Origin of the sequence: Bifidobacterium ruminantium DSM 6489, from assembly GCF_000770925.1 — a bacterium.
GTDB lineage: Bacteria > Actinomycetota > Actinomycetes > Actinomycetales > Bifidobacteriaceae > Bifidobacterium > Bifidobacterium ruminantium.
On the sequence record NZ_JDTK01000003.1, the window covers coordinates 160399 to 181577 of the forward strand.

Below are 21179 nucleotides of genomic sequence, written 5' to 3' on the forward strand. Positions count from 1 at the left end.
CTTGACGCAGCGACGAGTGGGCCGGAATCGCGAGGTTCCGGCCCACTCTCGTATCAGCGCTAGGGTAGAGGCATGCTTGATCACATCACTCTTCACGCTTCGGACGCGGAGCGAAGCATCGCGTTCTATGCCAAGGCCTTGGCGCCACTCGGCTACATTCCCAAAGCACATCACGAGCCGACCATCGGATTCGGCGTCGATGACGGCACGCCGCGATCAGACTTCTACGTCTCGCCAATGGAAAAGCCTGGACAGACTCCCGTTCCCACTCATATTGCATTCCGCGCCGACAACGAACAGGTCGTACGCGACTTCTACAAAGCGGCCATCGCTGCAGGCGGCACCGACAACGGCAAGCCGGGTCCACGCGCCTACCATCCCGGCTATTACGCCGCCTTCGTGCTCGACCCGGACGGCAACAACATCGAAGCCGTCACCGACTGGTTGCACGCCGTCAGTCGGTAATCGAATCCTTCCAAGCACGGTATTCCGCGGCCTTGGCCTGCCAGTACGTGCGGTCGTCATCCGTGATTGGACGGATCACATGGCATGGGTTGCCCACGGCCACCGAATGCGACGGAATGTCCTTGACCACCACGGAGCCGGCGCCGGTCACCACGTCATCGCCGATGGTCACGCCGGGACCGACCACCACATTGCCGCCGAACCATACGTCGTTGCCGATGGTAATGGGGCGTGCGCCTTCCGGTCCGGAAGCCCGCACTGTGGCATCGATCGGATGGTAAGGGGTGTACAGTCCCACACGCGGACCGAAGAACACGCGGTCACCGATGGTGATCCTGGCCACGTCAAGGAAGATGCAGTCCATATTGGCGTAGAAATTGTCGCCGATGTATGTATTGCAGCCATAGTCGCAGTTGAACGGCGGCTCCAGGAACGCTCCCTTGCCGAGCGAACCGAACAGTTCGCGGAAGAGACGGTCGCGCTCATCGAAGGCGTCATACGCCGATGTGTTGATGGCTTGCACCAGACGACGCTTGCGCATGTTCATCTCGCGTTGCTTCGGGCTGTCCGCCACATACAGCTCGCCGGACAGCATACGCTCCCACTCGTTTGCGGGAGTCTCGGCAGGGGTTTGTGCAATGGGATTTTCACGATTTTCCGTCATATGGACTCCTTTTATGGAACCGTCGGTTGCGCGATACGTCGGTTTTATGAAGACGCATCGCGGAAAGGAAACAGGGCGAGCCCTATTATACGATTTGCTTCCCGTGCCGTACCGTTCATTGGAATTGGCATGCGACTCATTTGGCCAACTGCGTGGTGGCGGGGGAGGCCAACGTCGGACGCATGCGGCGAATCCGCCCTAACGCCAAGCCAAGGCAGACGAATGCGGCACCAAACAATGCGACCAGACCGATCGACGACGCCCAAGCGCCATAATCCACTCCGGTCACGGACGCGGTGCCAAGCCCGAACACGTCGTCGATGGACACGCACAGCCACCAACCGGGCAACAGCTTGCCGATCATGATCATCGGTTCGGGCATCATATCCACGGGGAACGCCATACCGGACGTGAACATGCACAGCAGACCAAACACGTTGGCGAACGCGTTGACGGCCATTTCGGAGCATCCGACCGACCCTAGCAGGAATCCGCAGGCGACCGCCATCAAGGTGTAGACGAACAGCGAGATGAACGACAATCCCACATTCACGGGCGTCAACCCGCCGAACGGCACTCCAGCCATCACCAGCAACGCCAGCGTGGCCACAGTATATCCGACGCACACCACCAGACCGAACGCCGCGCAGGTGAGCAGCTCCTGCATTCCCATCGATGCCAGCCGTGCGGGCGACGAATACAGACGCCGACGAATCTCACCGTCGTTGAACGCGCCAACCACCAGGAACGTGCAGACCGGCATGACCAGCAGCAGCGGATACAGGCCTGTTTTGATGGTTCCGGCAAACGCGGACACGACCGGTGTCACACTTCCGTCACTATCGGAAGGCGACCGCACCACCGCGATCTTCGACGTTCCGGCATCGGCTTTCGCGGTTTCCAGCACCGTCCGCATGGCCGTATCCAGCGACTGTTGCGTTCCCGCCTGGCCCAAGTACGCGGTGCGCGTCAACGACAGGAATTCGTTGACCTCCAACTGGGAAAGCGAACCCGCGCCGGAAGTGTAGCTGACGACAGTCTCAACCGTTGGCTGGCTATCCGACGAGCCATCCAGAAACTTCTGGTAGTCCGAAGCGAAACCATGTGGCACGATCGCTATCAAATCGACGTAATTCGATGCGACAGCCTGTTGCAGGGCCTCGGAATCGTCCTCGACATCCACCATCTCGCCATCCAACGCAAGATAGGAACGCAACGCGGACGAGACACCATCGGCACCGCCATCGCGGTCGACCACCGCCACCCGTGCCGTATCGGGATGGAACACCGCATCGCTGCCCGCAGCCGAGCCCCGCATGATCTGCCAGCTGATGGCGAACATCATGATTCCGATGAATCCCAGATAGATGACCAGGTACATTTTGCGCGATTTCAGAATCCTCAACGCGGTCTTACAGGTATTCATAGCGTTGCCTCCTCAACAGAACGGTTGCCACGGCAAGGCAGACCAGGCTCATCGCGGCGAGAATGCCGGCGGTGGTGAAGAAAGGTTTGAAATTGTCGTAATACAGGATGTCGTAGAACAGGTTCGTGATCTGCTGTGCCGGATTGATGAGACTCAGCACGGGCGCCTGTTGGGCGATCTGGTCACTGAGCTGCATGGCGAACTGTCCATAAAGTCCGGAGAACAAGGACAGGATGCAGGCGAGGGCCGTGCATAGGCCATGCTTGGCGCCTGTGGGAATCTTTGGCAGCGCTCCCAACAATGTGCCGAACGCGCTTGCGGCGAACGATGCCACCAGGCAAGCGCCGACCGCAGCCCATTCCCGTCCGCCCAGCGAGATCCTGCAGCCGAAGCGGATGTAAAGCATCGCCACGGTCAGACTCAGGAACGAGCACAGCCAGCTCGACAGGAATCCGGCCAACAACTGCCTTAGCTTCGGCAAAGGCGAAACCGAGCGACGGATGCCCAGTGCGGAAAGATTCGCCTGCGTCATCGTCACGGCGTTGATGGCAAAACTCATGGCCATCAACGCAGCCATGCCCAAAAGTGCGTAATAATAGCGCGCGGTGCCGCTTGGCTTGAAATTCGTCAGCTGGATTTCCTTCGTATAACCGTTAGTCGAGCCGATGCTGCCGGTTACCGCGCTGTCCATCAACGCTGTTGGATTGTTCTTTGCAATCTCTGTAACAACATCGGTGTTGCGGTTGTATAGATCCACAATGTTGCCCAATACAGTCAGCGAAATATTCAATCCGCTGCTCGACGCCATCACATCCGATGCAGACGATTGCGTTGACTGCGAAACGGATAATTTCAGCCTACCGTCGACGACTTGCAGCATGCCTTGCACGGTACCGTCTGCCAAAAGTCGTTTCGCTTGCGCGGTCGAATCCACCTTCGTCGCATTGACGAGCTTCGACCCGCCATCCGAATCCACTTTCGCGAATCCGCCGGTATCGGAAGCCGACGAGTCGGACGAAAGACCGTCGATCAGTGTTTGCGCGCCATAGGATGCCTTCCATGCGGTATCTTCGACTACGACCACGTCAAGCGTGTGCAATTCGAAGCTTTCCGCGATATTGCCGAACATGCCGTTGAACATGGTGGCCAGGATGATGGGAAAGGCGAACAGCCAGAACAGCTGCGTCTTCTCCCGCAGATGCAGTTTGAGATTGACCAGGAACGTTTGCCACATGATGTCATATGCCTTTCGATTGCCTTCGGAAATGCCGAAAAGCGATTCAGTCGCGCAATGCGGTGCCGGTCAGCTCAAGGAACACGTCGTTGAGCGTCGGCTGACGGCTGGAAAGATGCCCGATATTCGTGCCATCGCGTTCCAACAACTGCAGCACGTCGATGAGATTGTGGTCGCCTCTGCGGCAGTTCACCGTCAGCTCATGCCCGTCATAATCGGCGCCGATCACAAACGGCAACGCGCGCAGCCGCTCAAGTGTGGCGTCGGCCGCGTCCGCATGTCCGCCCAGATCGTCGGTCTCGATGCTGATGCGCTCGCCGGTATCGATCATCGCCTTGAGCTCGTCGGCGGTGCCGAGCGCCAGATGCCGGCCATGGTCCATGATGAGGATCCGGTCGCAGATCTGCTCGACCTCCTCCATGTAATGACTGGTGTAGATCACCGTCGCACCCTTACGATTGAGTCGTTGGATGCCTTCGAGAATCGCATTGCGGCTTTGCGGATCGACGGCGACGGTAGGCTCGTCGAAGAAGATCAGATCCGGCCGGTGCGCGATGCCGCATGCGATGTTGAGCCGTCGCAGCAGACCGCCGGACAGCTTCGCCGGACGGTACTTGCGGTAATCGGCCAAGCCCACGAAATCCAGCGCCTCCTTCACCAGCGCATGCCGTTTCTCCTTGTCCGGAACATACAACGAGCAGAAATAATCGATGTTCTCCTCGACGGTCAGTTCGTTGAACACGGCGACGTTCTGCGGCACGATGCCGATGCGGCGCTTCAACGCATAGCTGGTGGGGGTGATGCGCTCGCCGAATACACGTACGGTGCCTTCGTCGAAGGTGAGCAGCGCGAGCATGCAGTTGATGGCGGTGGTCTTGCCTGAACCGTTGGGACCCAACAGGCCGAAGATCTCACCCTGCCTCACGTCGAGATCGAAATAGTCGAGGGCCACCATGTCCCCATAGCGTTTCACCAGTTTCGAGACGGCGACCGCGCTTGCCGTGCCGTTCGTATGTCCATCCATGGCTGGCTCCTTTCCCGTAAGTGTCGTCATGATTCCATTGTCCCGTCGCCTGATGCCCCCGACATGGTGTCTGCAGTCATGATTGCCGCGATGATGCCGCTTTAGGGCATGACAAATGTCACTTTCGTCCATGTCATCGCATAGCCGTGGATCGCGTGCATTACTCTTGAAGAGACGGAACCATGACGATACGACGGACGGAGGCGGCATGCGACGACTGCTGTTCCAAGCCGTTTTTCTGGCCGCGGGCATAATCGTCGGCGTGTATGCGTCCGGCGATGTCGGTCCTGGACTGGTGTGCGGGGCGCTTGTGGCGGTGTGCTGCGCAGCGGTGGGGGAGTATGCCGGTGGCTCATGCCTCACTGCGGCGATGCTTGTCATATTCGATTGCATGACATGTCTCGTGCCGTCTTGGTATTTGATGCTGCCGATTGCTGCGTTCAACGCGGCCTCGCTCCCTGAAACTGACGGGCGTCCTTTGTTCGTGGCGTCACGCTGGCTGTGGCTGGTTCCCATGGTTGTGTCGCCGTTGTGTTCCGGATTTACGGCGATGGTTGTCGCGATGACGGCATTGCTGACGATTCTGGGATTCGCAGTAGGATTGCTCTGCGCGCGCGAGGCACGGCTCGCCGGCGAGGTGCGGCGATTGCAGGATTCCCGACGCGATCAGATCCGTCGGCTGCGTTCGCGTCTCGCCGAGAATGACGAGGATCGCGCTTTGGCGGTGCGTGCGGCCACACTCGCCGAACGCACACGCATAGCTCGCGAGATTCATGACAACGTCGGGCATATGCTGACGCGGGCCATCATGCAGACCGAAGCGGCGCAGGTGGTGGCTCAGGTTTCGGGACAGGAACAGTCAGCTCGTCAATTTGCCGAGATTCATGACACCGTAGGCGAAGCGATGACTTTGGTACGTAAGGCCGTGCATGATCTTAAAGATGAGGGCACGGATTTCGCTTCGCAGATTGCGGCTGCGGCACACAGCATGGATGATACAGGCGAGTTGCAGGTGAGACTCGACAACGGTATCGAATCGGCTCCAGCGGCAGTGGCACGATGCTTCGCCACAACCATCCGCGAAGCGCTGAACAATACGATCAGCCACAGTCAGGCACGTAACGTGTCAATCGTATTGCGTGACTTTCCGGCACTTTGGCAACTGTGCGTGCAGGATGATGGGGCCAATCGAACGTTTACTGCCGAAACCGCCGCCACGAGAATCATTCGTCCCGGCGATTCTACCGGTATAGGCATTTCGGATATCGAGGAACGTGCGCGTGCGTTGGGCGGTTCCTCAGTATGCGGACCGTACCATGAGGGTTGGCGCGTGTTTGTATCCATTCCCAAGCCGACTCCCAAACCGGCGAAGGAAGAGAATGCGCGGGTACGGAAAGGAGAACGTTGATGCGTGTGGCTATAGCCGATGATGACTCGATTGTCTGCTCGTCATTATCCACGATTCTCGAGGCTACTGGCACCGCCGATGTGGCATGGACCGCCAATGCCGGTGCGGATACCGTGACCCGGTATGAGAAGGATGCCCCTGACGTGTTGTTGGTCGACGTGCAAATGCCCGGAATGAACGGATTGGAAGCGTCGGAACTGATTCTCACCGCACATCCTGATGCGCGGATCCTTGTGCTTACCACGTTTGCCGATGAATCATATATTGCCAAAGCGTTGGAAATCGGCACGAAAGGCTACCTGATCAAACAGGATGTTTCGTCCGTCATCCCCGCAGTGCAAGCCGTCATGGCGGGACAGGTGGTCATGGGCGCCGAAGTGTTGAACAAACTTCGCACTGGAGTGCAGCCGATGGCAACACGGACATTGCTTGATGCTGATTGCAATGGGCTTAACGAAATTCCCGAACGCTTCGCAAATCTTACTGAACGCGAACGGGAGGTGTTGGAATTGGTGGCCGAAGGATTGGACAATCGTGAAATCGCGACGAAACTATTCTTGAGCGAAGGCACGGTGCGCAATCGCATCAGCGACATTCTTGCCAAAACCAATATCTCCAATCGCACGAAACTCGCCGTCGAATGGCTCTCCTGCCAATAGTCAGGCGATGGCCGATTTCTTTTCCGGCTCAATGCTTGCGTAAACGATACGCCTTCCAGATGTCGCTCAGTTTCTGTCCATTCGACGTGCGCTTCCATACGGTAAGTCCTGCCGAAGAACCTCCGACCGCACGCGCGGCCGCGGTGGGTGTAGCGTATTCTTTGCCATCGTCCATACGGAGCTTGCCTCCCGCAGTGACGGTTGCCACCCAACGTTCGCCCTTGCGTGGACGGTCCCATACCAAGGTTTCTCCAGGAATAAGCAGTCCGGCCTTAAGTACCTGTGCGATGCTCACGCGTTTGGACGTAGGGGAGGAGACGGAGGTATTCACGGCGAGCGTTTCCTCGTTCAGTGTCGACAGGTCCGTGTTGTCGGCGTCGTAGCGGATGTTCCAATGGTCGGCGATGAGCCGTACGGTCTCGTCCTGTCGGTATTGCAGGGTCTGCGGTGTGCATTCGGCGATGTCGGCGAGCTCGGCGGTCAAGGGGAATCGTTTGGAGCTTGCCGAGAGCAGCATGCGGTCGCGGCGTTGCGCGAAGGTGGCGAGCGGTGCGACCTGGTTTTCGTTGGCTTGGCTGAGTGCCAGATTGCCGATGCGATTGGTCCAATGGTCCCGCACGGATTCCGGCCAGGCTGCGAAATCGGATTTAGTTCCGACTTGTTCGGGTAGGATCGGCAGGGCCTTGAGGCTGCGGGGGCGGATGATGCGGTGGCCTGCCTTCTGCTCATTGGCTCGGATGAGTAGAAGCTTTTTCATGGCGGGACTGGTTTGCAGTTCGCCGCGCAGATGCGCGAGCGCTGACCTTCGGTCCTCGTCGGTGATGAGGAAGCCGCGGATCTGCTGGAGAGTATGTCCTTTGTTGAGGTCTCGTATGGCGCTGGCGGCGCGGGTTCGTCTTGCGAGAGGGCTTTGCCTGTTGAGGCTGTCGACGCCGGTGACGCGTTCGAGTGCGCTGAGCACGTCGTGGAGTCTGTCGATGTCGTGCAGTTGGAGTTTCTCGTCGTGCTTGTCCGCCGCGCCGTTGTCGGGCGCGTGGAATCCGGGTGTGGAGAACACTTGGGCGTTGGCGCTGCCGAGGTTGCGGATGGAGTTGACCAGCGCCCACATGGCTACGGGTTTCCAGTCGGTGGTCTGGTAGTCGGCGAGCGCGACGAGTAGGGCCACGATGTCGTCGGGCAGATTGGCGTCGGTTGGACGACTGAGGATGAGCCACGCGTTGGCGTAGGGGGCGAGTAGGTCGTCGATGAATGAGATGACGTTCTGCTGTTTCACGTAGGGTTTGAGCACGTCCTTGCGGAATTCCTCAAGCAGCTGCGTGCAGACGGCCTTGTGCGAGACGATCAGATGCAGGTCGGCGAAGAACTCCTCAAGCGTGTGCGCGTCGTCGCCGAGCGGATCCATGATGTCGTCCCATCGGGTGGCGTAGGCGTTGCGTGCGGCCGGGGATATTTCCGCGATGGTCTTCGCTTTAAATACGTCGGATGCGGTCAGTGGAACGCCGCGCATGTTCATCACGTCGAAGATGCGGTGCGCGCCGGCGAGGTCATCGGTGGTGACGATGACGAGGGTGACGCCGTTGACCAGATATGAGGCGAACCTGCGGCGGTCTTTGGTTTCCATGGCGGCGAGCGCGTCGAATACCCGTCGGGTGTTGATGGCGATGTTGCGTTGCGCGTGGGAGGCTATGTCGTTGTCCCTTAGGTCGAATAGGCCTTCCAGGTCGCCTTCCTGCACGTACATGCGGAAGAAGTCGGTGTCGCGTTCGCGTAGTGTGAGGCGTGGCTCGGCTTTGATGCCGCGCAGTTTGTCTCCCGGTTCCAGGATGAGGTCGTTGAGGCTGTCGATGAGGTCGGGGTCATCCTCCAGTTCGCGTAGCACGGAGATGATGATCGACAGGGAGATGAGGCGTTGCTGCCCGTCGATGACCTGGTATTGGGTGGGGCCGTCCTTGACGAGGATGAGCGAGCCGAGGAAGTAGGGCGTATTCGGATCGGCGCAGGCGTCCTGCAGATCGTTGGCGAGTTGTTCGATGTTCTCCGCCTGCCATGTGTACGCGCGTTGGAACGAGGGGATGGTGAACTGGTAATCGGAAGTGAATACCTTGCCTAGGGGCTTTTCCGTCGCGCTGATCGCCATATCGACCGCCATTCCTCATTGATAACGTTTGCGCCATGTTCGCGGCGCATCACCTCCACTTTATGATAGGGGGTGCCCCGGCGTTTTACGGACGTGGTCTCGGATACTGGCTCCGCCTGTGGTTTCGCTCACAGCCGTTCCGGCAGATCCGCGCGTTCCACGAGTCTCGCCATCTGCACGCGTCCCATGCGCAGTTTGTCCGCGGCCGAGGAGATATGCGCCTTGACGGTACGTTCCGAGATGAACATGCGTTCCGCGATTTCGGCATTGGTGAATCCTTCTGCTGCGAGAACTACTGCCTCACGTTCCCGTTCGGGCAGCGCGTCCAGCATGGCGCGCGCCTCATCGCGGCGCGATTGCGGCTGCTGAGTATTGAGATCGTTGATAAGCTGTCGCTGGCTGGCCGGATTGAACTGGGGCAGGCCCACGCACACGTCGGTGATGCGGCGGATGATTTCCTCCGGCGCGTCGGTTTTGGAGACGAACCCTTCTGCGCCCGCCTCAATGGCCCGTTCCACGGTTCCGCTCGGACTCAACGACGTCAGTATCAGCACATGCGGTGGACGGGGGAGTGCGCGCAGTCTCCTGGTCGTCTCAATGCCGTCCATGCCGGGCATGGCGATATCCATCAATGCCACGTCCGGATGATGTCCGCTGGTTTCGTCAATCGCCTGGCTTCCGTCGGTGCAGGTGAAAACAACATTGAGCCTGCCTGCGGAATAGTCTTCGAGGATCAGCCGCATGGCCTGGCAGATCATCGGATCGTCATCGATCACGCCAACTGTTATCGGTCTGTCGTTGCTGTTCTCGTTGCTGCTCACTCAACCCATGGTAGCTGCACGTCCATGTGGAACGTGTGTTGCGGGTCAAAACCGAATCGGCATGTTCCGCCGGACTGGCGGACGCGTTCCGCCAGTCCGGGCAATCCGGCGCCAGTCCGAGACATGTCTTTTGCATTCGTGTCGAGATGCGTACCGTTGGCTGGAATGGTCGGATTGGACACATGCGCGTGCACGCCTGCGGTGGGATTGGCGGTGAGTTCCAACGATACCGGGGATCCCGGCGCATGGCGGCTCGCGTTGGTCAGTCCCTCCTGAAGGGACCGATAGGCGATTTTGCCGGTTTCCCTGTTGAGCTGGCCCAATTGCTGGATGTCGATCCACGTGTTGAGCCGCATGCCGGCGGCACGTGCGTCTCCGATAAGCGCATCCAGCGATTCACGGGTCAGGGACGTTTCGTCGGATGGCGCCAGTTGCTCACGCGCCTGCTCCGGATGGCGCAGCATGTCGATGACGCTGTGCGCCTCGTCCAAAGCGCCCGCCGCCTGTTTTCTGATTTCCTCGGTTTTCTCCGCGATCCGGCCGGTCTGTTCGGCCAGCTGATGGGCGTCCATGCTTTCCGCTTCGGCCACGAGCCGTTTCGACTCGGCTTGCAGCGCGCTCGCATTCAACGCCAGCAGGGATAGCGAATGGGCGAGCGTGTCATGCGCTTCGGCCGCGATTGCGTCGGCCAGCTGCTGACTGTCGATCGCGGTTTTGAGTTGAGCCACCTGCGCATCCGCCGCGTCCGCCTTGGCCGTTGCCAGCGATGTCAAGGCGCGGGATCGGATATGCAATCCCGCCAAAGTCGCGATGGCCAGTTCCAGTAATGCCGCCACTACGGCGGTGACGACGATGGTGCGTTCATCGGCGAGCATGACCAGGTCGGTGCCGTATTGGCTGCCGGTATCCGGTTTGGCGAACACCATATGCCAGATGGACGCCTCCGGCGGGCGCAACGTATCACGCACCTGCGCCACAAGTGTGACGAAGCCGCCCGCCGCGATCGCACGAACCGTCGTCCTCGTGTCATTGCGACGAGCCAACAGCGCGGTCAACGCCATCAACGCGATGGTGGAATCGTATGGGAAAACCAGCACGGCCACGCATGCGGCGACGAATGTGGCATGTGGATAACGGGAACGGGCGAGCAGCAGCAGGCCGACCACGAACGACAGCAGCACGCAGAACACCATCCAAACGTATGCGGCGGAATCCTGGTCGAAACGTTGCGAGGCGAACGCGGTCTGCGCCATGCACATGAAATCCGCGCAAACCACCATCACCACACTTTGCCAGATCCTGGTGCGTACTGGCACTTCGATGGGGGCTGGAGAATTCGTCGTCTCGCTCATAGCTACCATTATTGGGCCCGTTCCCGAAAGACGCCATTGTTCTTCCGTGCGTTTCGCGCGCCTCAAAGGGCAGACAGGAATGGCCTTTCGTCCAATACCGTCCACGCGCTCGGCTCCGTACTCTCGAAAGTGTCTCAACCGATTCGAGAAGAAGGAACGATCATGAGTGGCTACATTTCCCCGCAGCAACCCATCCAACCCCAGCCTCCGCTGCAGCCGGTCCAACCTATGGCAAAAGAGAAGAAGCCGTTGTACAAGCGCGTTTGGTTTTGGATAGTTCTCGTCGTTGCGGTATTTGTGATTGCCGGTATCGCAGGAGGTGGTGGGACGGCGACGGAAAGCGGCAAGACTTCGTCGACCACACAATCGCAGCAGGCGACGGATACACAGAATAATGAGCAGAAAAAGCAGGAGGATTCGGTTCCGCCGGAATACAAGTCGGCTCTTCGCCAAGCCGACACCTATGCCAACGCCATGCACATGTCCAAAGCGGGTCTGCTGAAGCAGCTGACCAGTGAATATGGAGGTAAGTTCTCGCAGGAAGCGGCCCAATACGCCGTCGATAACGTCCAGACTGACTGGAACGCCAACGCGCTTGCCAAGGCGAAGTCGTATCAGGAGAACATGGCCATGTCTCCCGAGGCGATTCGCGACCAGCTGACCAGCGAATACGGTGAACAGTTCACTCAAGAAGAGGCGGATTACGCTATTCAGCATTTGAACGATTGAGCGTTGGGCGTGCGGTGCCGGCAGTCGTTTGTCCGGCACCGCTTTTCGCAGAGCGCGCACTTTTCTCAAATTTCTCATGAAATAGTCAGAAAAGTACCGTACTGTGTTGCGTAATCGAGTTAAGGAGCGATTATGACATTCGGTCAGCAGCCCCAGGGCAACAACGCCAATGGATTCAACGGCCAGCCGTACGGGCAGAACCAGTACAATCCGAACCAGAATCAGTACGGACAGTACAACCAGAATCCGTACGGTCAGAACCAGTACCAGTACGCGCCGCAGAACATGTATGCGCAGGGCGCTCCGGCGGCCACCATTCCGGCCCAGGCCACATATTCCTACGAACGTGCCGAACGCGCCTCCGTCACCCGTGCCTACGGTGAGATGACCATCGGCCTGCTCGTCACCGCCGCGGTGGCCATCCTCACCCAGGTCACCGGTGCCTATATCGCACTCATCCAGACGCTTGGCGTCATCGGCGTGTGGGCGCCGCTCGTCGTCGAAATCGTGATCGCCATCTATCTGGGCGCTCGCATTGAAAAGATCAATCCAAGCACCGCGCGCGTCATGTTCTACGTATACGCCGCGATCATGGGCTTCTCGCTGAGCACCATTTTCATGGCGTATGATCTCGGCACCATCGGCATCTCCCTGGCGATGTGCGCCGGATTCTTCTTCGCGCTTACCATGTTGGGCATGACCACCAAGGTCAATGTGCTCAAGGCGGGTCCGGTCCTGCTGGTCGGCCTTATCGTGCTGATCATCGCCGAAGTGCTGCTCATGATCTTCGCTCCCGGACAAACCACGTTGATGGTCATCTCCGCCATCGGCCTTGTGCTGTTCGCCGGCATGACCGTCTATGATGCCCAAGCCACCCGCGCGCTGTTCGCCCAGTATGAGGGCCAGGGCGAGGACATGATCAAGAAGGTCTCCATCATCTGCGCGCTGAACCTGTATCTGGACTTCATCAACATGTTCCTGTATATTCTCCAGCTCTTCGGCGGCCGCGACTGAAAAATCCCGCGACGGAGCGCTCCCTGCATTGTGCCTCAGTCGGCGTATTGGAATACGCCTTCCTTCGGTACGCTTTGGGATCGCACGCGTCGCGGGATTTTTCCGATTTGGACGGAGCGCCCCTGCTCCGAACCGTCGAGCAAAGCCTGACCAGAATATGGTCAGGCTTTTTTGTTGGTGAACGCCGTGCCATAGGGTAGTGGCTCATGCAGAGGAAAGAAATAGGTGGCATGGCCTGCCTGGTGTTGACGGCCATGATTTGGGGTTTCGCGTTTGTCTCCCAAGTGCAGGGCATGGCTTCCATGAGCCCCTTGTTTTTCGGAGCGACACGATTCACATTGGGCGCGTTATCACTGATTCCGTTGCTCTGGTTCCGTCGTGACAACATCGCTAAGCAGGAGCAGCAACGTCGCGAATCGAACAAGAATCCGATGGTCTCGCTTGGCAATGGCGGGAAAGTATCTATGCCGAAATGGTTGGGCAATCCCGTGATCGTCAGCATCATCTGTGGTATTGTGCTATTCGCCGCCAGCACTGTCCAACAGTATGGCGTCCTCTATTCCGGTTCCGCAGGACGTTCGGGTTTCATCACGGCGCTGTACATCGTCATGACGCCGCTGCTCGCCTTCCTTATCCTACGTCGCCGTGTGACCGTGAATGTCATCGTCAGCGTAGCGATTGCTGTGGTTGGATTCTACCTGCTATGCATTACCGACGGTTTTGGGTCGATCACTCTTGCCGACATAGTGCTGCTGTTTACTGCAGTACTGTTCGCAGGGCATATTCTGGTGATCGATACCTTCGGCCAGAAGATGGATCCGATCCTGCTGTCTTTTGGACAGATTTCCACAACCGCCATTCTGAGTTGGATTGGTTCATTGTGTGAAGGATCCATCGACTGGTCCGGTGCCATGCAAAGCTGGTTTCCGATTGTCTACGCCGGTGTCGGTTCGGCAGGTGTAGCCTATACGCTGCAGGTGGTCGGACAGCAGCTTGTGCCGCCTGCGCGCGCTGCTGTCATCATGTCCCTTGAATCGTTTTTCTCCGCGGTTGGAGGTGCATTGCTACTTGGTGAAGTCATGACCACGCGTGCCTATATCGGTTGCGCATTGATCTTCATCGGCACCGTGCTCGCACAGGTTCCGGTGAAAGTGCCAAGGCTGCTGCGCAAACGTGAGTAGTGGTCGAGATCGTTGAACAATCGATTGTTGGGCGACTCATATGATTCACCAGTGATCGATTGTTCAAAAATGTCGATTCATCTTCAGTCCTCTTTTGGGGCTTCGCCCACGCGCGGTGCGTTGTTGATATCGCGATGAATGTTCTGCATCTGCGTTTCGATGTTCTGCAGGCTGCGCGCGCAGTCAAGCAATGTCTGCGAATGCTCGGCAAGCTTCGCATCCGGCAGATCGGTCTTATACCGAAGCGCATGCTCCAGACTCGCCCAGTAATCCATGGCGATGGTGCGCAATTGCACCTCCACCGGCGTGTAATGCGGACCGGAGGAAAGGAACACCGGCACCGCGTAGATGACATGCAGCGACCGGTACCCGTTCTGCTTCGGATTCTTGATGTAGTCCTTGACCCGAAGCACCTGAATGTCGCTCTGGGCCGACAGATAGTTCGCCACGGAATACACATCGTCACGGTAGTTGCAGATTACGCGGATGCCTGCCACGTCGAACAAATTGTCTTTGATCGCGTCGATGGTCAACGGCAGATTCTTGTGTTTCAGCTTGCCGAGGATCGAATCGACCGATTTCAGACGACGTTCCATGTGATGGATCGGATTATGCGAAAAGCGCATGCTGAACTCCGAATCGAGAATCTCCAGCTTGGTGCTGATCTCGTACATGGCGCCCTCATACACTTGCATTTGGTTGATGAATGCAGCAACTTGCTTGGAAGAAAACCCTTTTTCTCCAAAATTGTTGTTCTTCAAACGTATCTGCAATTCCTTGGTATTAATACGGCTTCGTCTATCAAGTATCACAGTTGACAAGTTTACTCGTTATTCTCCCACAATATTGGACGATGGCTGGAAAATTCATGTGAGAAAGGCTACGCCGGTCAAATATGGCCTATTCGTCTGGGCGGCCCTGCCGTTAGCATGGTGCGTTATGAACGAAGACATGATGACCGAGGCGGAGCGTGCCTTGAAACTGACCGAGCCGAACGAAAACGGCGCTCCCGCACGTGGCAAGGGTGTGTTCTACGTGCATACGCTCGGATGCCAGATGAACGTACACGATTCCGAACGTATCGCAGGTGTGCTCGAAGCCGATGGTTACGTGCCTGCTACCGAAGAGCAGTACCTCGACCATGACATCGACCTGATCGTCATGAACACCTGCGCGGTACGCGAGAATGCCGCTGAACGCATGTATGGCACTATCGGATTATGGGCTGAGCTTAAACGCGAACGTCCGAACCTGCAGATTGCGGTCGGTGGTTGCATGGCGCAGCTTGACCGTGAAAAGATCGCGAAGAAGGCTCCGTGGGTCGACGCCGTATTCGGCACCAAGAATATCGGTTCCCTGCCTCAATTGCTCGACCAAGCCCGTATCGAAGGGCATGCGCAAGTGAAGGTCAAGGAGGAGCTCAACTACTTCCCAAGCCAGCTGCCCACTGACCGTGCGTCTAAGGTATCGAGTTGGGTAGCCATTTCCGTGGGATGCAACAACACCTGTACATTCTGCATAGTGCCGACCACCCGAGGTAAGGAACATGATCGCCGTCCTGGCGACATTCTCGCCGAAATCCGTCAATGCGTGGAGGAAGGAGCCAAAGAGGTCACCCTGTTGGGGCAGAACGTGAACTCCTTCGGCTATGGCATCGGCGATCGGTTCGCCTTCTCCAAGCTGTTGCGCGCGTGCGGCGAGATCGACGGTTTGGAACGTGTGCGATTCACCTCGCCGCATCCCGCGGCCTTCACCGACGATGTGATTGCCGCGATGGCCGAGACGCCGAACGTCATGCATCAGCTGCACTTCCCGCTGCAGTCGGGTTCCGACAGGATCCTTCGTGCGATGCGCCGTTCCTACCGTTCCGCCAAGTTCCTTGACATTCTGCGTAAGATTCGCGAGGCCATGCCGGACGCGCAGATCTCCACCGACATCATCGTCGGCTTCCCGGGCGAAACGGAGGAGGACTTCCAGGAAACCCTGCGTGTGGTGGAGGAAGCACGATTCTCCTCCGCGTTCACATTCATCTATTCGCCGCGCCCCGGCACGCCGGCGGCTGAAATGGAGCAGATTCCACATGACGTGGTGCAGGACCATTTCGAACGTCTTGTGGCGTTGCAGGAACGCATCACCGAAGAGAACCTCAAGACCTTCGAAGGCCGCGACGTCGAGGTGATGGTCACCGGCGCGTCCGGCAAGAAGGATGCCGCCACCCACCGCGTCACCGGACGTGAGAAGACGGGCGTGCTCGTGCATGTCGGCGTGCCGGAAGGCGAGCCGATGCCGCAGGTGGGTGATTTCGTGACCGCCACCGTCACCCATGCGGGACGCCACAACCTCATCGCCGACCCGGATCCGAAAGCGGGGCAGACCTATGCCGTCCGCCACTGAAAGCAAGCCCGAAACCCGTAAGGTCGTCTCCATTGTCGGTCCCACCGCGTCAGGCAAGACGGGACTCGGTATCGCCATCGCCAAAGCGCTGGCGGCCAAGGGCGAGCAGGCGGAAATCGTCAACGCCGATGCCTACCAGATGTACAGGGGAATGGATATCGGCACCGCCAAGGCGACCCCTGAGGAACAGTCCGAGGTGAGACATCATCTCATCGACATCATCGAACCGGATGACGCCATGTCCGTGGCGCGTTTCCAGGAGATTGCACGCGCCAAAATCGCCGAATTGCAGGCCAAGGGCGTGCGTCCGATCCTCGTGGGTGGCTCCGGTCTGTACGCCCGCGCCGCCATCGACGACATTTCCTTCCCCGGCACTGACCCCGAGGTGCGCAAGCGCCTTGAGGAACGCGAGAAGGTCGAAGGCGCCGGCGCCTTGTTCGACGAGCTCAAAGCGAAGGATCCGGAAGCGGCCGCCCGCATGGATCCGCACAATCCTCGACGTACCATCCGCGCGTTGGAGGTCATCGAGGTGACGGGGCGTCCGTATTCGGCGAGCCTGCCGCATTACCGGTATGTGATTCCCACCGTGCAGATCGGCCTTGATTTGCCGCGTGAGGAACTGGACCGCCGAATCGACATCCGCACCAAGCAGATGCTGGAGAACGGTTTCGTCGAGGAAGTCGAGCGCATTCGTCCGAAGCTTGGCGTCACCGCAGGCAAGGCGCTCGGCTATCAGCAGGTCGTCGACTATTTGGACGGCCTGTGCGATTTGAACGACACGTTCATGAGCATCGCGCAGAAGACGAAGCGTCTGGCGCGCAAGCAGATGGGATGGTTTGGCCGCGATCCGCGCATCCACTGGCTGCAGGCGCTCAATCCCGCGTTGCTGGACAATGCCATGGCCATCATCGAGCATGCCGACGCCGGCGATTACGACGCGATCGACGCGCAGGCGGACGCGTACACGCAGCATCATCTTGGCGATATCGCCTAGCCTAAGCGGCTACGGCGTAAGCGGCAAAAACTTTCGATAAGTATCGGATGTCGTCGTGCCATGGCGGTGCCCATGGGTAAAATCATGTCTGTTATGGCACGAACAGCATCTTCCACCCCGAAATCAAGCGGCAAGTCAAACGGCAAAGGATCCGCAGGCAAATCGCGTTCCGGCGACACCAAGGTCATGGACGAGACCGAACCATCGGCGATGGCGGTCATACTGCGCAAATACCGCCGCGACATCGCATGTTTCATTATGGCCATTCTCGCGGTGCTGTTCTGCGCATCCGAATGGTTCCGGGTCCAAGGCGCCTTCGGCCAGGTGCTGCACGCCATGGCATCGGGACTGTTCGGCCTGACCAGCGTGATTCTGCCGGTCTTCCTCGCGCTTGTGGTGTTCAGCCTGATGCGCAAGACCCAGAACCGGAACGAGAACCTCCATATGGCGCTCGGATGGTTCATGATCCTATGGTCTGTCTGCTCGATTCTCGATGCCGCCATCGCCTCCGATTCCACGACATTCGACATGGCTTTGCTGCAGCGCGCCGGAGGGTTGCTCGGCTATGTGCTGGGATGTCCGTTGGCATGGGGGCTTTCCAAAGGTTTTTCGATCGCGATTTTCGTGGTCGTCATTCTTTTCGCTTTGCTGCTGATCACCCATACGCGCGTCACGCAGATTCCCGACAAGGTGGGAGCGTTGGCGTCGAGATTCGCAGGCACGTCGAAACGACGCGATGACGCCGACGACGAAACGGAGCAATTCCCCAACGAAGTGCGTGTCGGCAATACGACGCTCGCCTTCGCCGAAGGGGTTCCGGCGCATGACGGCACCGATGAAGAGAATGACGACGACGCCAAGCCGAGTCTGTTCGCCCGTATGAGGCAACGTCTTTCATCCCGCAAGTCCAAGCAAGACGAGGACGGCGATCTCGACCATTACGCCGGTGATGAGGCGTTCCTCAATGCCGCTGACCGCCATGGGCAGGTCGCGGAAACCATCGTGGATGGTTCCGGACGACGTAATACGTCGCCGCGAAGCATATCCTCCGGCGATTATGATGCGGATGATTACGCCGCCGTGCCGTCCGGCACCACGGCCATGCCACAGGAGGGGCACGGCCGTTCCGTCGCTTCTAATCCGATCGATGTGCCGTCCGGCTCCACGGACGGCGCGCCCGCATCGGTGCCGGCCGTGGAGGCCAAACCCGTTGGCGTCGCGCCGAACGATCCGTGGGCGGTCATCGACGAGGATGGTACCTCCAACGGCGAGGAGGTCATGGTGGATGCCGCCACCGGAGAGGTCCTCGACGATGCGCGCTCTGATGCTGACGGTGCGTCGGAGCCGGACGGAGCTCCCGAAGGCCCCTACCATCTGCCCGACCTCAACATCCTCAAGAAAGGCGCGCCGCACGCCGCGCATACCCCGGAGAACGATCGTGTCATCCGCGCGTTGACCGGCACCTTCCAGCAATTCAACGTCGACGCGAAGGTCGTCGGCTTCCTGCGCGGTCCCTCCGTCACCATGTACGAGGTGGAGCTCGGTCCTGGTGTCAAGGTCGAGAAGGTCACCAATCTGCAGAAGAACATCGCCTATGCTGTGGCCAGCTCCGATGTGCGCATCCTGTCGGTGATCGAAGGCAAGTCGGCCATTGGCATCGAAATTCCGAACACCGATCGAGAGACCGTGGTGCTGGGCGACGTGCTGCGCTCCGACAAGGCCAGGAATGATCCGAATCCGATGCTCACCGGTGTCGGCAAGGACGTGGAGGGCCACTTCGTGACCGCCGACCTGACCAAGATGCCCCACCTCCTGGTGGCTGGCGCCACCGGATCCGGCAAATCGAGCTTCATCAACTCCATGCTCACCTCCGTGATCATGCGGGCCACGCCCGACCAGGTCCGCATGATCATGGTCGATCCGAAGCGAGTGGAGCTGTCCGCATACGCGGGTATCCCGCATCTGCTCACGCCGATCATCACCGATCCGAAGAAGGCGGCGCAGGCGCTCGAATGGGTGGTCAAGGAGATGGACGCCCGATACAGCGACCTTGAATTCTTCGGATTCCGCCACATTAAGGATTTCAACGCGGCAGTGCGCGCCGGCAAGGTGCATGCGCCGGCCGGTTCCAAGCGCAAGGTGGCTCCGTACCCGTACATCCTGGTGGTCGTGGACGAGATGGCGGACCTCATGATGGTGGCCAAGAACGACGTGGAAAGCTCCATCCAGCGCATCACCCAGCTGGCACGAGCCGCGGGCGTCCATCTGGTGCTCGCCACCCAACGTCCGTCCGTCGACGTGGTCACCGGTCTGATCAAGGCCAACATCCCGTCCCGTCTGGCATTCGCCACCTCATCCGCCACTGATTCCCGCGTCATCCTCGACGCCACCGGGGCGGAGACTCTGATCGGACAGGGCGATGCCCTGTTCCTGCCCATGGGGCAGGCCAAGCCGATTCGAGTGCAGGGCGCGTGGGTCGACGAATCCGAAATACGCCGCGCGGTGGAATTCGTGCGAACCCAGCGCAAGCCCCACTACCGCGAGGACATCGAGGAGATGGCCAAGGAAGCCGAGAAGAAGGCCGTTGAACCGGATGAGGACATCGGCAATGATATGGATGTGCTGCTGCAGGCCGCGGAATTGGTGGTCACCACGCAGTTCGGCTCCACCTCCATGCTGCAGCGCAAGCTGCGTGTCGGATTCGCCAAGGCCGGTCGTCTGATGGATCTGCTCGAATCTCGTGGCGTGGTGGGGCCATCCGAGGGCTCCAAGGCCCGCGAGGTGCTTGTGCAGCCGCAGGACCTGCCCCAGGTGCTCGCCTTCATCAAGGGCGAGACGTCCTCGCTCACCGGCGGCACGTCCCCGTCGGACGGTGCGCAGGCCTGAGAAACGACAGGCGCGACAATCTCGCTTTGCGTCAAGTAGCGGTGTCGGGGTAACGTGAACGGTATGGAAAAGCAAGAAGAACGTAAACCGTCCCTGCTTGACGGGTGGAATTCCCCGCCGAACATCGTGACTTTCTCCCGCATCATCCTCGTCATCATCTTCTTGGCGCTGTACGTCATGGCCGGCGCATGGGGCACGAAGAACACGACCATGCGCTGGTGGGCGGCGGTCATCTTCATCGTCGCCGCGTGCACCGATAAGCTTGATGGATGGATGGCTCGCAAATACAACCAGGTCACCGAACTGGGCAAGCTTATGGATCCGATCGCGGACAAGCTGCTCACCTGCGGCACGCTGATCGTCGCCGCCATCTTCAACGAGTTCGGCAACGTCGTGCTCGGCTGGGTCGTGACCGCGTTGTTCCTCATCCGCGAGATCGGCATCACCGTCATGCGCTTCTTCGTCATCGATACCGGCGGCAAGGTCATCGCCGCATCCCAAGCCGGCAAATACAAGACGCTCTGCCAGTGTGTCGGTCTGGCCATGCTCATGCTGCCGATGTGGAGTCTCGCCGACGGCATGAACGCCACTCCGTTGTGGATGACCATCTACTACACCATCACCTACGCCCTGATCTATCTCGCGCTGATTCTGTGCCTGTATTCGGGCGGAGAATACCTCGTCAACACGTTCGGCGGCCGCAAGAAGGCCGCGAAGGAAGCCAAGTAGTCCAATGGGCGAAACCGAATTCCCGGCGGCCGCGGCCAGCCAATCGCACTGCGATGAGCTGG

Annotated in this window: 18 protein-coding genes; 10 read left to right on the forward strand and 8 right to left on the reverse strand. The window is 59.1% G+C overall.

The window, feature by feature from the left end; all coding sequences use genetic code 11:
- The first annotated feature begins 72 nt into the window (after positions 1 to 72).
- Entirely contained in the window at positions 73 to 465 is a 393-nt protein-coding gene (locus OU26_RS02740) for a VOC family protein (RefSeq protein ID WP_026646140.1), read from the forward strand.
- Here OU26_RS02740 and OU26_RS02745 read toward each other — a convergent pair.
- The 4 genes from OU26_RS02745 to OU26_RS02760 form a co-directional block, all read right to left on the reverse strand.
- On the reverse strand, positions 455 to 1129 hold the full coding sequence (locus tag OU26_RS02745) for a sugar O-acetyltransferase (protein ID WP_033498848.1): 675 nt from the start codon (positions 1127 to 1129) through the stop codon (positions 455 to 457). The two genes, OU26_RS02740 and OU26_RS02745, sit on opposite strands and share 11 nt — an antisense overlap.
- 136 nt (positions 1130 to 1265) lie before the next feature.
- Positions 1266 to 2555, reverse strand: a complete 1290-nt coding sequence (locus OU26_RS02750) for an ABC transporter permease (protein WP_026646138.1) — start codon at positions 2553 to 2555, stop codon at positions 1266 to 1268.
- Complete coding sequence (locus tag OU26_RS02755; protein WP_026646137.1) at positions 2542 to 3789, reverse strand: ABC transporter permease; 1248 nt, start codon at positions 3787 to 3789, stop codon at positions 2542 to 2544. Before OU26_RS02755 ends, OU26_RS02750 begins: the two co-directional genes overlap by 14 nt.
- A 46-nt stretch (positions 3790 to 3835) precedes the next feature.
- Complete coding sequence (locus OU26_RS02760) at positions 3836 to 4813, reverse strand: ABC transporter ATP-binding protein (RefSeq protein ID WP_162164122.1); 978 nt, start codon at positions 4811 to 4813, stop codon at positions 3836 to 3838.
- A gap of 208 nt (positions 4814 to 5021) precedes the next feature.
- Here OU26_RS02760 and OU26_RS02765 point away from each other — a divergent pair, with 208 nt between their 5' ends.
- Both OU26_RS02765 and OU26_RS02770 read left to right on the forward strand, forming a co-directional pair.
- Entirely contained in the window at positions 5022 to 6221 is a 1200-nt protein-coding gene (locus OU26_RS02765) for a sensor histidine kinase (protein ID WP_026646135.1), read from the forward strand.
- The gene (locus tag OU26_RS02770) at positions 6221 to 6880 is read left to right on the forward strand and encodes a response regulator transcription factor (RefSeq protein WP_026646134.1); all 660 of its coding nucleotides are present in this window, start codon (positions 6221 to 6223) and stop codon (positions 6878 to 6880) included. The genes OU26_RS02765 and OU26_RS02770 overlap by 1 nt, the downstream gene beginning before the upstream one ends.
- A 28-nt stretch (positions 6881 to 6908) precedes the next feature.
- On the opposite strand, the gene OU26_RS02775 is transcribed toward OU26_RS02770, so the two are convergent.
- The 3 genes from OU26_RS02775 to OU26_RS02785 all read right to left on the reverse strand — a co-directional run bounded on the left by OU26_RS02775 (position 6909) and on the right by OU26_RS02785 (position 11118).
- Positions 6909 to 9017: a GmrSD restriction endonuclease domain-containing protein gene (locus OU26_RS02775; RefSeq protein WP_026646133.1), complete on the reverse strand. Its 2109-nt coding sequence runs from the start codon at positions 9015 to 9017 to the stop codon at positions 6909 to 6911.
- Between the two features lie 128 nt (positions 9018 to 9145).
- Complete coding sequence (locus tag OU26_RS02780; protein ID WP_026646132.1) at positions 9146 to 9838, reverse strand: response regulator transcription factor; 693 nt, start codon at positions 9836 to 9838, stop codon at positions 9146 to 9148.
- Entirely contained in the window at positions 9835 to 11118 is a 1284-nt protein-coding gene (locus tag OU26_RS02785) for a sensor histidine kinase (RefSeq protein WP_026646131.1), read from the reverse strand. The genes OU26_RS02780 and OU26_RS02785 overlap by 4 nt, the downstream gene beginning before the upstream one ends.
- A gap of 201 nt (positions 11119 to 11319) precedes the next feature.
- Here OU26_RS02785 and OU26_RS02790 point away from each other — a divergent pair, with 201 nt between their 5' ends.
- From OU26_RS02790 to OU26_RS02800, 3 genes are all read left to right on the forward strand, one after another.
- On the forward strand, positions 11320 to 11919 hold the full coding sequence (locus OU26_RS02790; RefSeq protein WP_202805759.1) for an Ltp family lipoprotein: 600 nt from the start codon (positions 11320 to 11322) through the stop codon (positions 11917 to 11919).
- Positions 11920 to 12051: 132 nt separating this feature from the next.
- Complete coding sequence (locus OU26_RS02795; RefSeq protein WP_026646129.1) at positions 12052 to 12933, forward strand: Bax inhibitor-1/YccA family protein; 882 nt, start codon at positions 12052 to 12054, stop codon at positions 12931 to 12933.
- 206 nt (positions 12934 to 13139) lie between these two features.
- The gene (locus OU26_RS02800; protein ID WP_033498851.1) at positions 13140 to 14114 is read left to right on the forward strand and encodes a DMT family transporter; all 975 of its coding nucleotides are present in this window, start codon (positions 13140 to 13142) and stop codon (positions 14112 to 14114) included.
- Between the two features lie 83 nt (positions 14115 to 14197).
- Here the strand turns inward: OU26_RS02800 and OU26_RS02805 are convergent, their stop codons facing one another.
- Positions 14198 to 14935, reverse strand: coding sequence for a GTP pyrophosphokinase (locus OU26_RS02805; RefSeq protein WP_193345871.1), 738 nt, complete (start codon positions 14933 to 14935; stop codon positions 14198 to 14200).
- Between the two features lie 118 nt (positions 14936 to 15053).
- Between OU26_RS02805 and miaB the strand changes: the two genes are divergently transcribed.
- From miaB to pgsA, 4 genes are all read left to right on the forward strand, one after another.
- A complete protein-coding gene (gene miaB / locus OU26_RS02810) occupies positions 15054 to 16508 on the forward strand; it encodes a tRNA (N6-isopentenyl adenosine(37)-C2)-methylthiotransferase MiaB (RefSeq protein ID WP_026646126.1) in 1455 nt (484 codons plus the stop codon).
- Positions 16492 to 17502, forward strand: coding sequence for a tRNA (adenosine(37)-N6)-dimethylallyltransferase MiaA (gene miaA, locus OU26_RS02815; protein ID WP_026646125.1), 1011 nt, complete (start codon positions 16492 to 16494; stop codon positions 17500 to 17502). The genes miaB and miaA overlap by 17 nt, the downstream gene beginning before the upstream one ends.
- Before the next feature lie 93 nt (positions 17503 to 17595).
- The gene (locus OU26_RS02820; RefSeq protein ID WP_026646124.1) at positions 17596 to 20388 is read left to right on the forward strand and encodes a DNA translocase FtsK; all 2793 of its coding nucleotides are present in this window, start codon (positions 17596 to 17598) and stop codon (positions 20386 to 20388) included.
- 63 nt (positions 20389 to 20451) lie between these two features.
- Positions 20452 to 21117: a CDP-diacylglycerol--glycerol-3-phosphate 3-phosphatidyltransferase gene (gene pgsA / locus OU26_RS02825; RefSeq protein ID WP_026646123.1), complete on the forward strand. Its 666-nt coding sequence runs from the start codon at positions 20452 to 20454 to the stop codon at positions 21115 to 21117.
- Positions 21118 to 21179: the final 62 nt, after the last annotated feature.

Excerpts from the sequence above, each read along its gene's own strand:
- pgsA (WP_026646123.1), top strand. The coding sequence starts at position 20,452 with ATGGAAAAGCAAGAAGAACGTAAACCGTCCCTGCTTGACGGGTGGAAT.
- OU26_RS02795 (WP_026646129.1), top strand. The coding sequence starts at position 12,052 with ATGACATTCGGTCAGCAGCCCCAGGGCAACAACGCCAATGGATTCAAC.
- miaB (WP_026646126.1), top strand. The coding sequence starts at position 15,054 with ATGAACGAAGACATGATGACCGAGGCGGAGCGTGCCTTGAAACTGACC.
- OU26_RS02775 (WP_026646133.1), bottom strand. The coding sequence starts at position 9,017 with ATGGCGATCAGCGCGACGGAAAAGCCCCTAGGCAAGGTATTCACTTCC.
- OU26_RS02820 (WP_026646124.1), top strand. The coding sequence starts at position 17,596 with ATGGCACGAACAGCATCTTCCACCCCGAAATCAAGCGGCAAGTCAAAC.
- OU26_RS02750 (WP_026646138.1), bottom strand. The coding sequence starts at position 2,555 with ATGAATACCTGTAAGACCGCGTTGAGGATTCTGAAATCGCGCAAAATG.
- OU26_RS02785 (WP_026646131.1), bottom strand. The coding sequence starts at position 11,118 with ATGGTGGTTTGCGCGGATTTCATGTGCATGGCGCAGACCGCGTTCGCC.
- OU26_RS02755 (WP_026646137.1), bottom strand. The coding sequence starts at position 3,789 with ATGTGGCAAACGTTCCTGGTCAATCTCAAACTGCATCTGCGGGAGAAG.
- OU26_RS02745 (WP_033498848.1), bottom strand. The coding sequence starts at position 1,129 with ATGACGGAAAATCGTGAAAATCCCATTGCACAAACCCCTGCCGAGACT.
- OU26_RS02770 (WP_026646134.1), top strand. The coding sequence starts at position 6,221 with ATGCGTGTGGCTATAGCCGATGATGACTCGATTGTCTGCTCGTCATTA.
- OU26_RS02740 (WP_026646140.1), top strand. The coding sequence starts at position 73 with ATGCTTGATCACATCACTCTTCACGCTTCGGACGCGGAGCGAAGCATC.
- miaA (WP_026646125.1), top strand. The coding sequence starts at position 16,492 with ATGCCGTCCGCCACTGAAAGCAAGCCCGAAACCCGTAAGGTCGTCTCC.
- OU26_RS02760 (WP_162164122.1), bottom strand. The coding sequence starts at position 4,813 with ATGGATGGACATACGAACGGCACGGCAAGCGCGGTCGCCGTCTCGAAA.
- OU26_RS02800 (WP_033498851.1), top strand. The coding sequence starts at position 13,140 with ATGCAGAGGAAAGAAATAGGTGGCATGGCCTGCCTGGTGTTGACGGCC.
- OU26_RS02765 (WP_026646135.1), top strand. The coding sequence starts at position 5,022 with ATGCGACGACTGCTGTTCCAAGCCGTTTTTCTGGCCGCGGGCATAATC.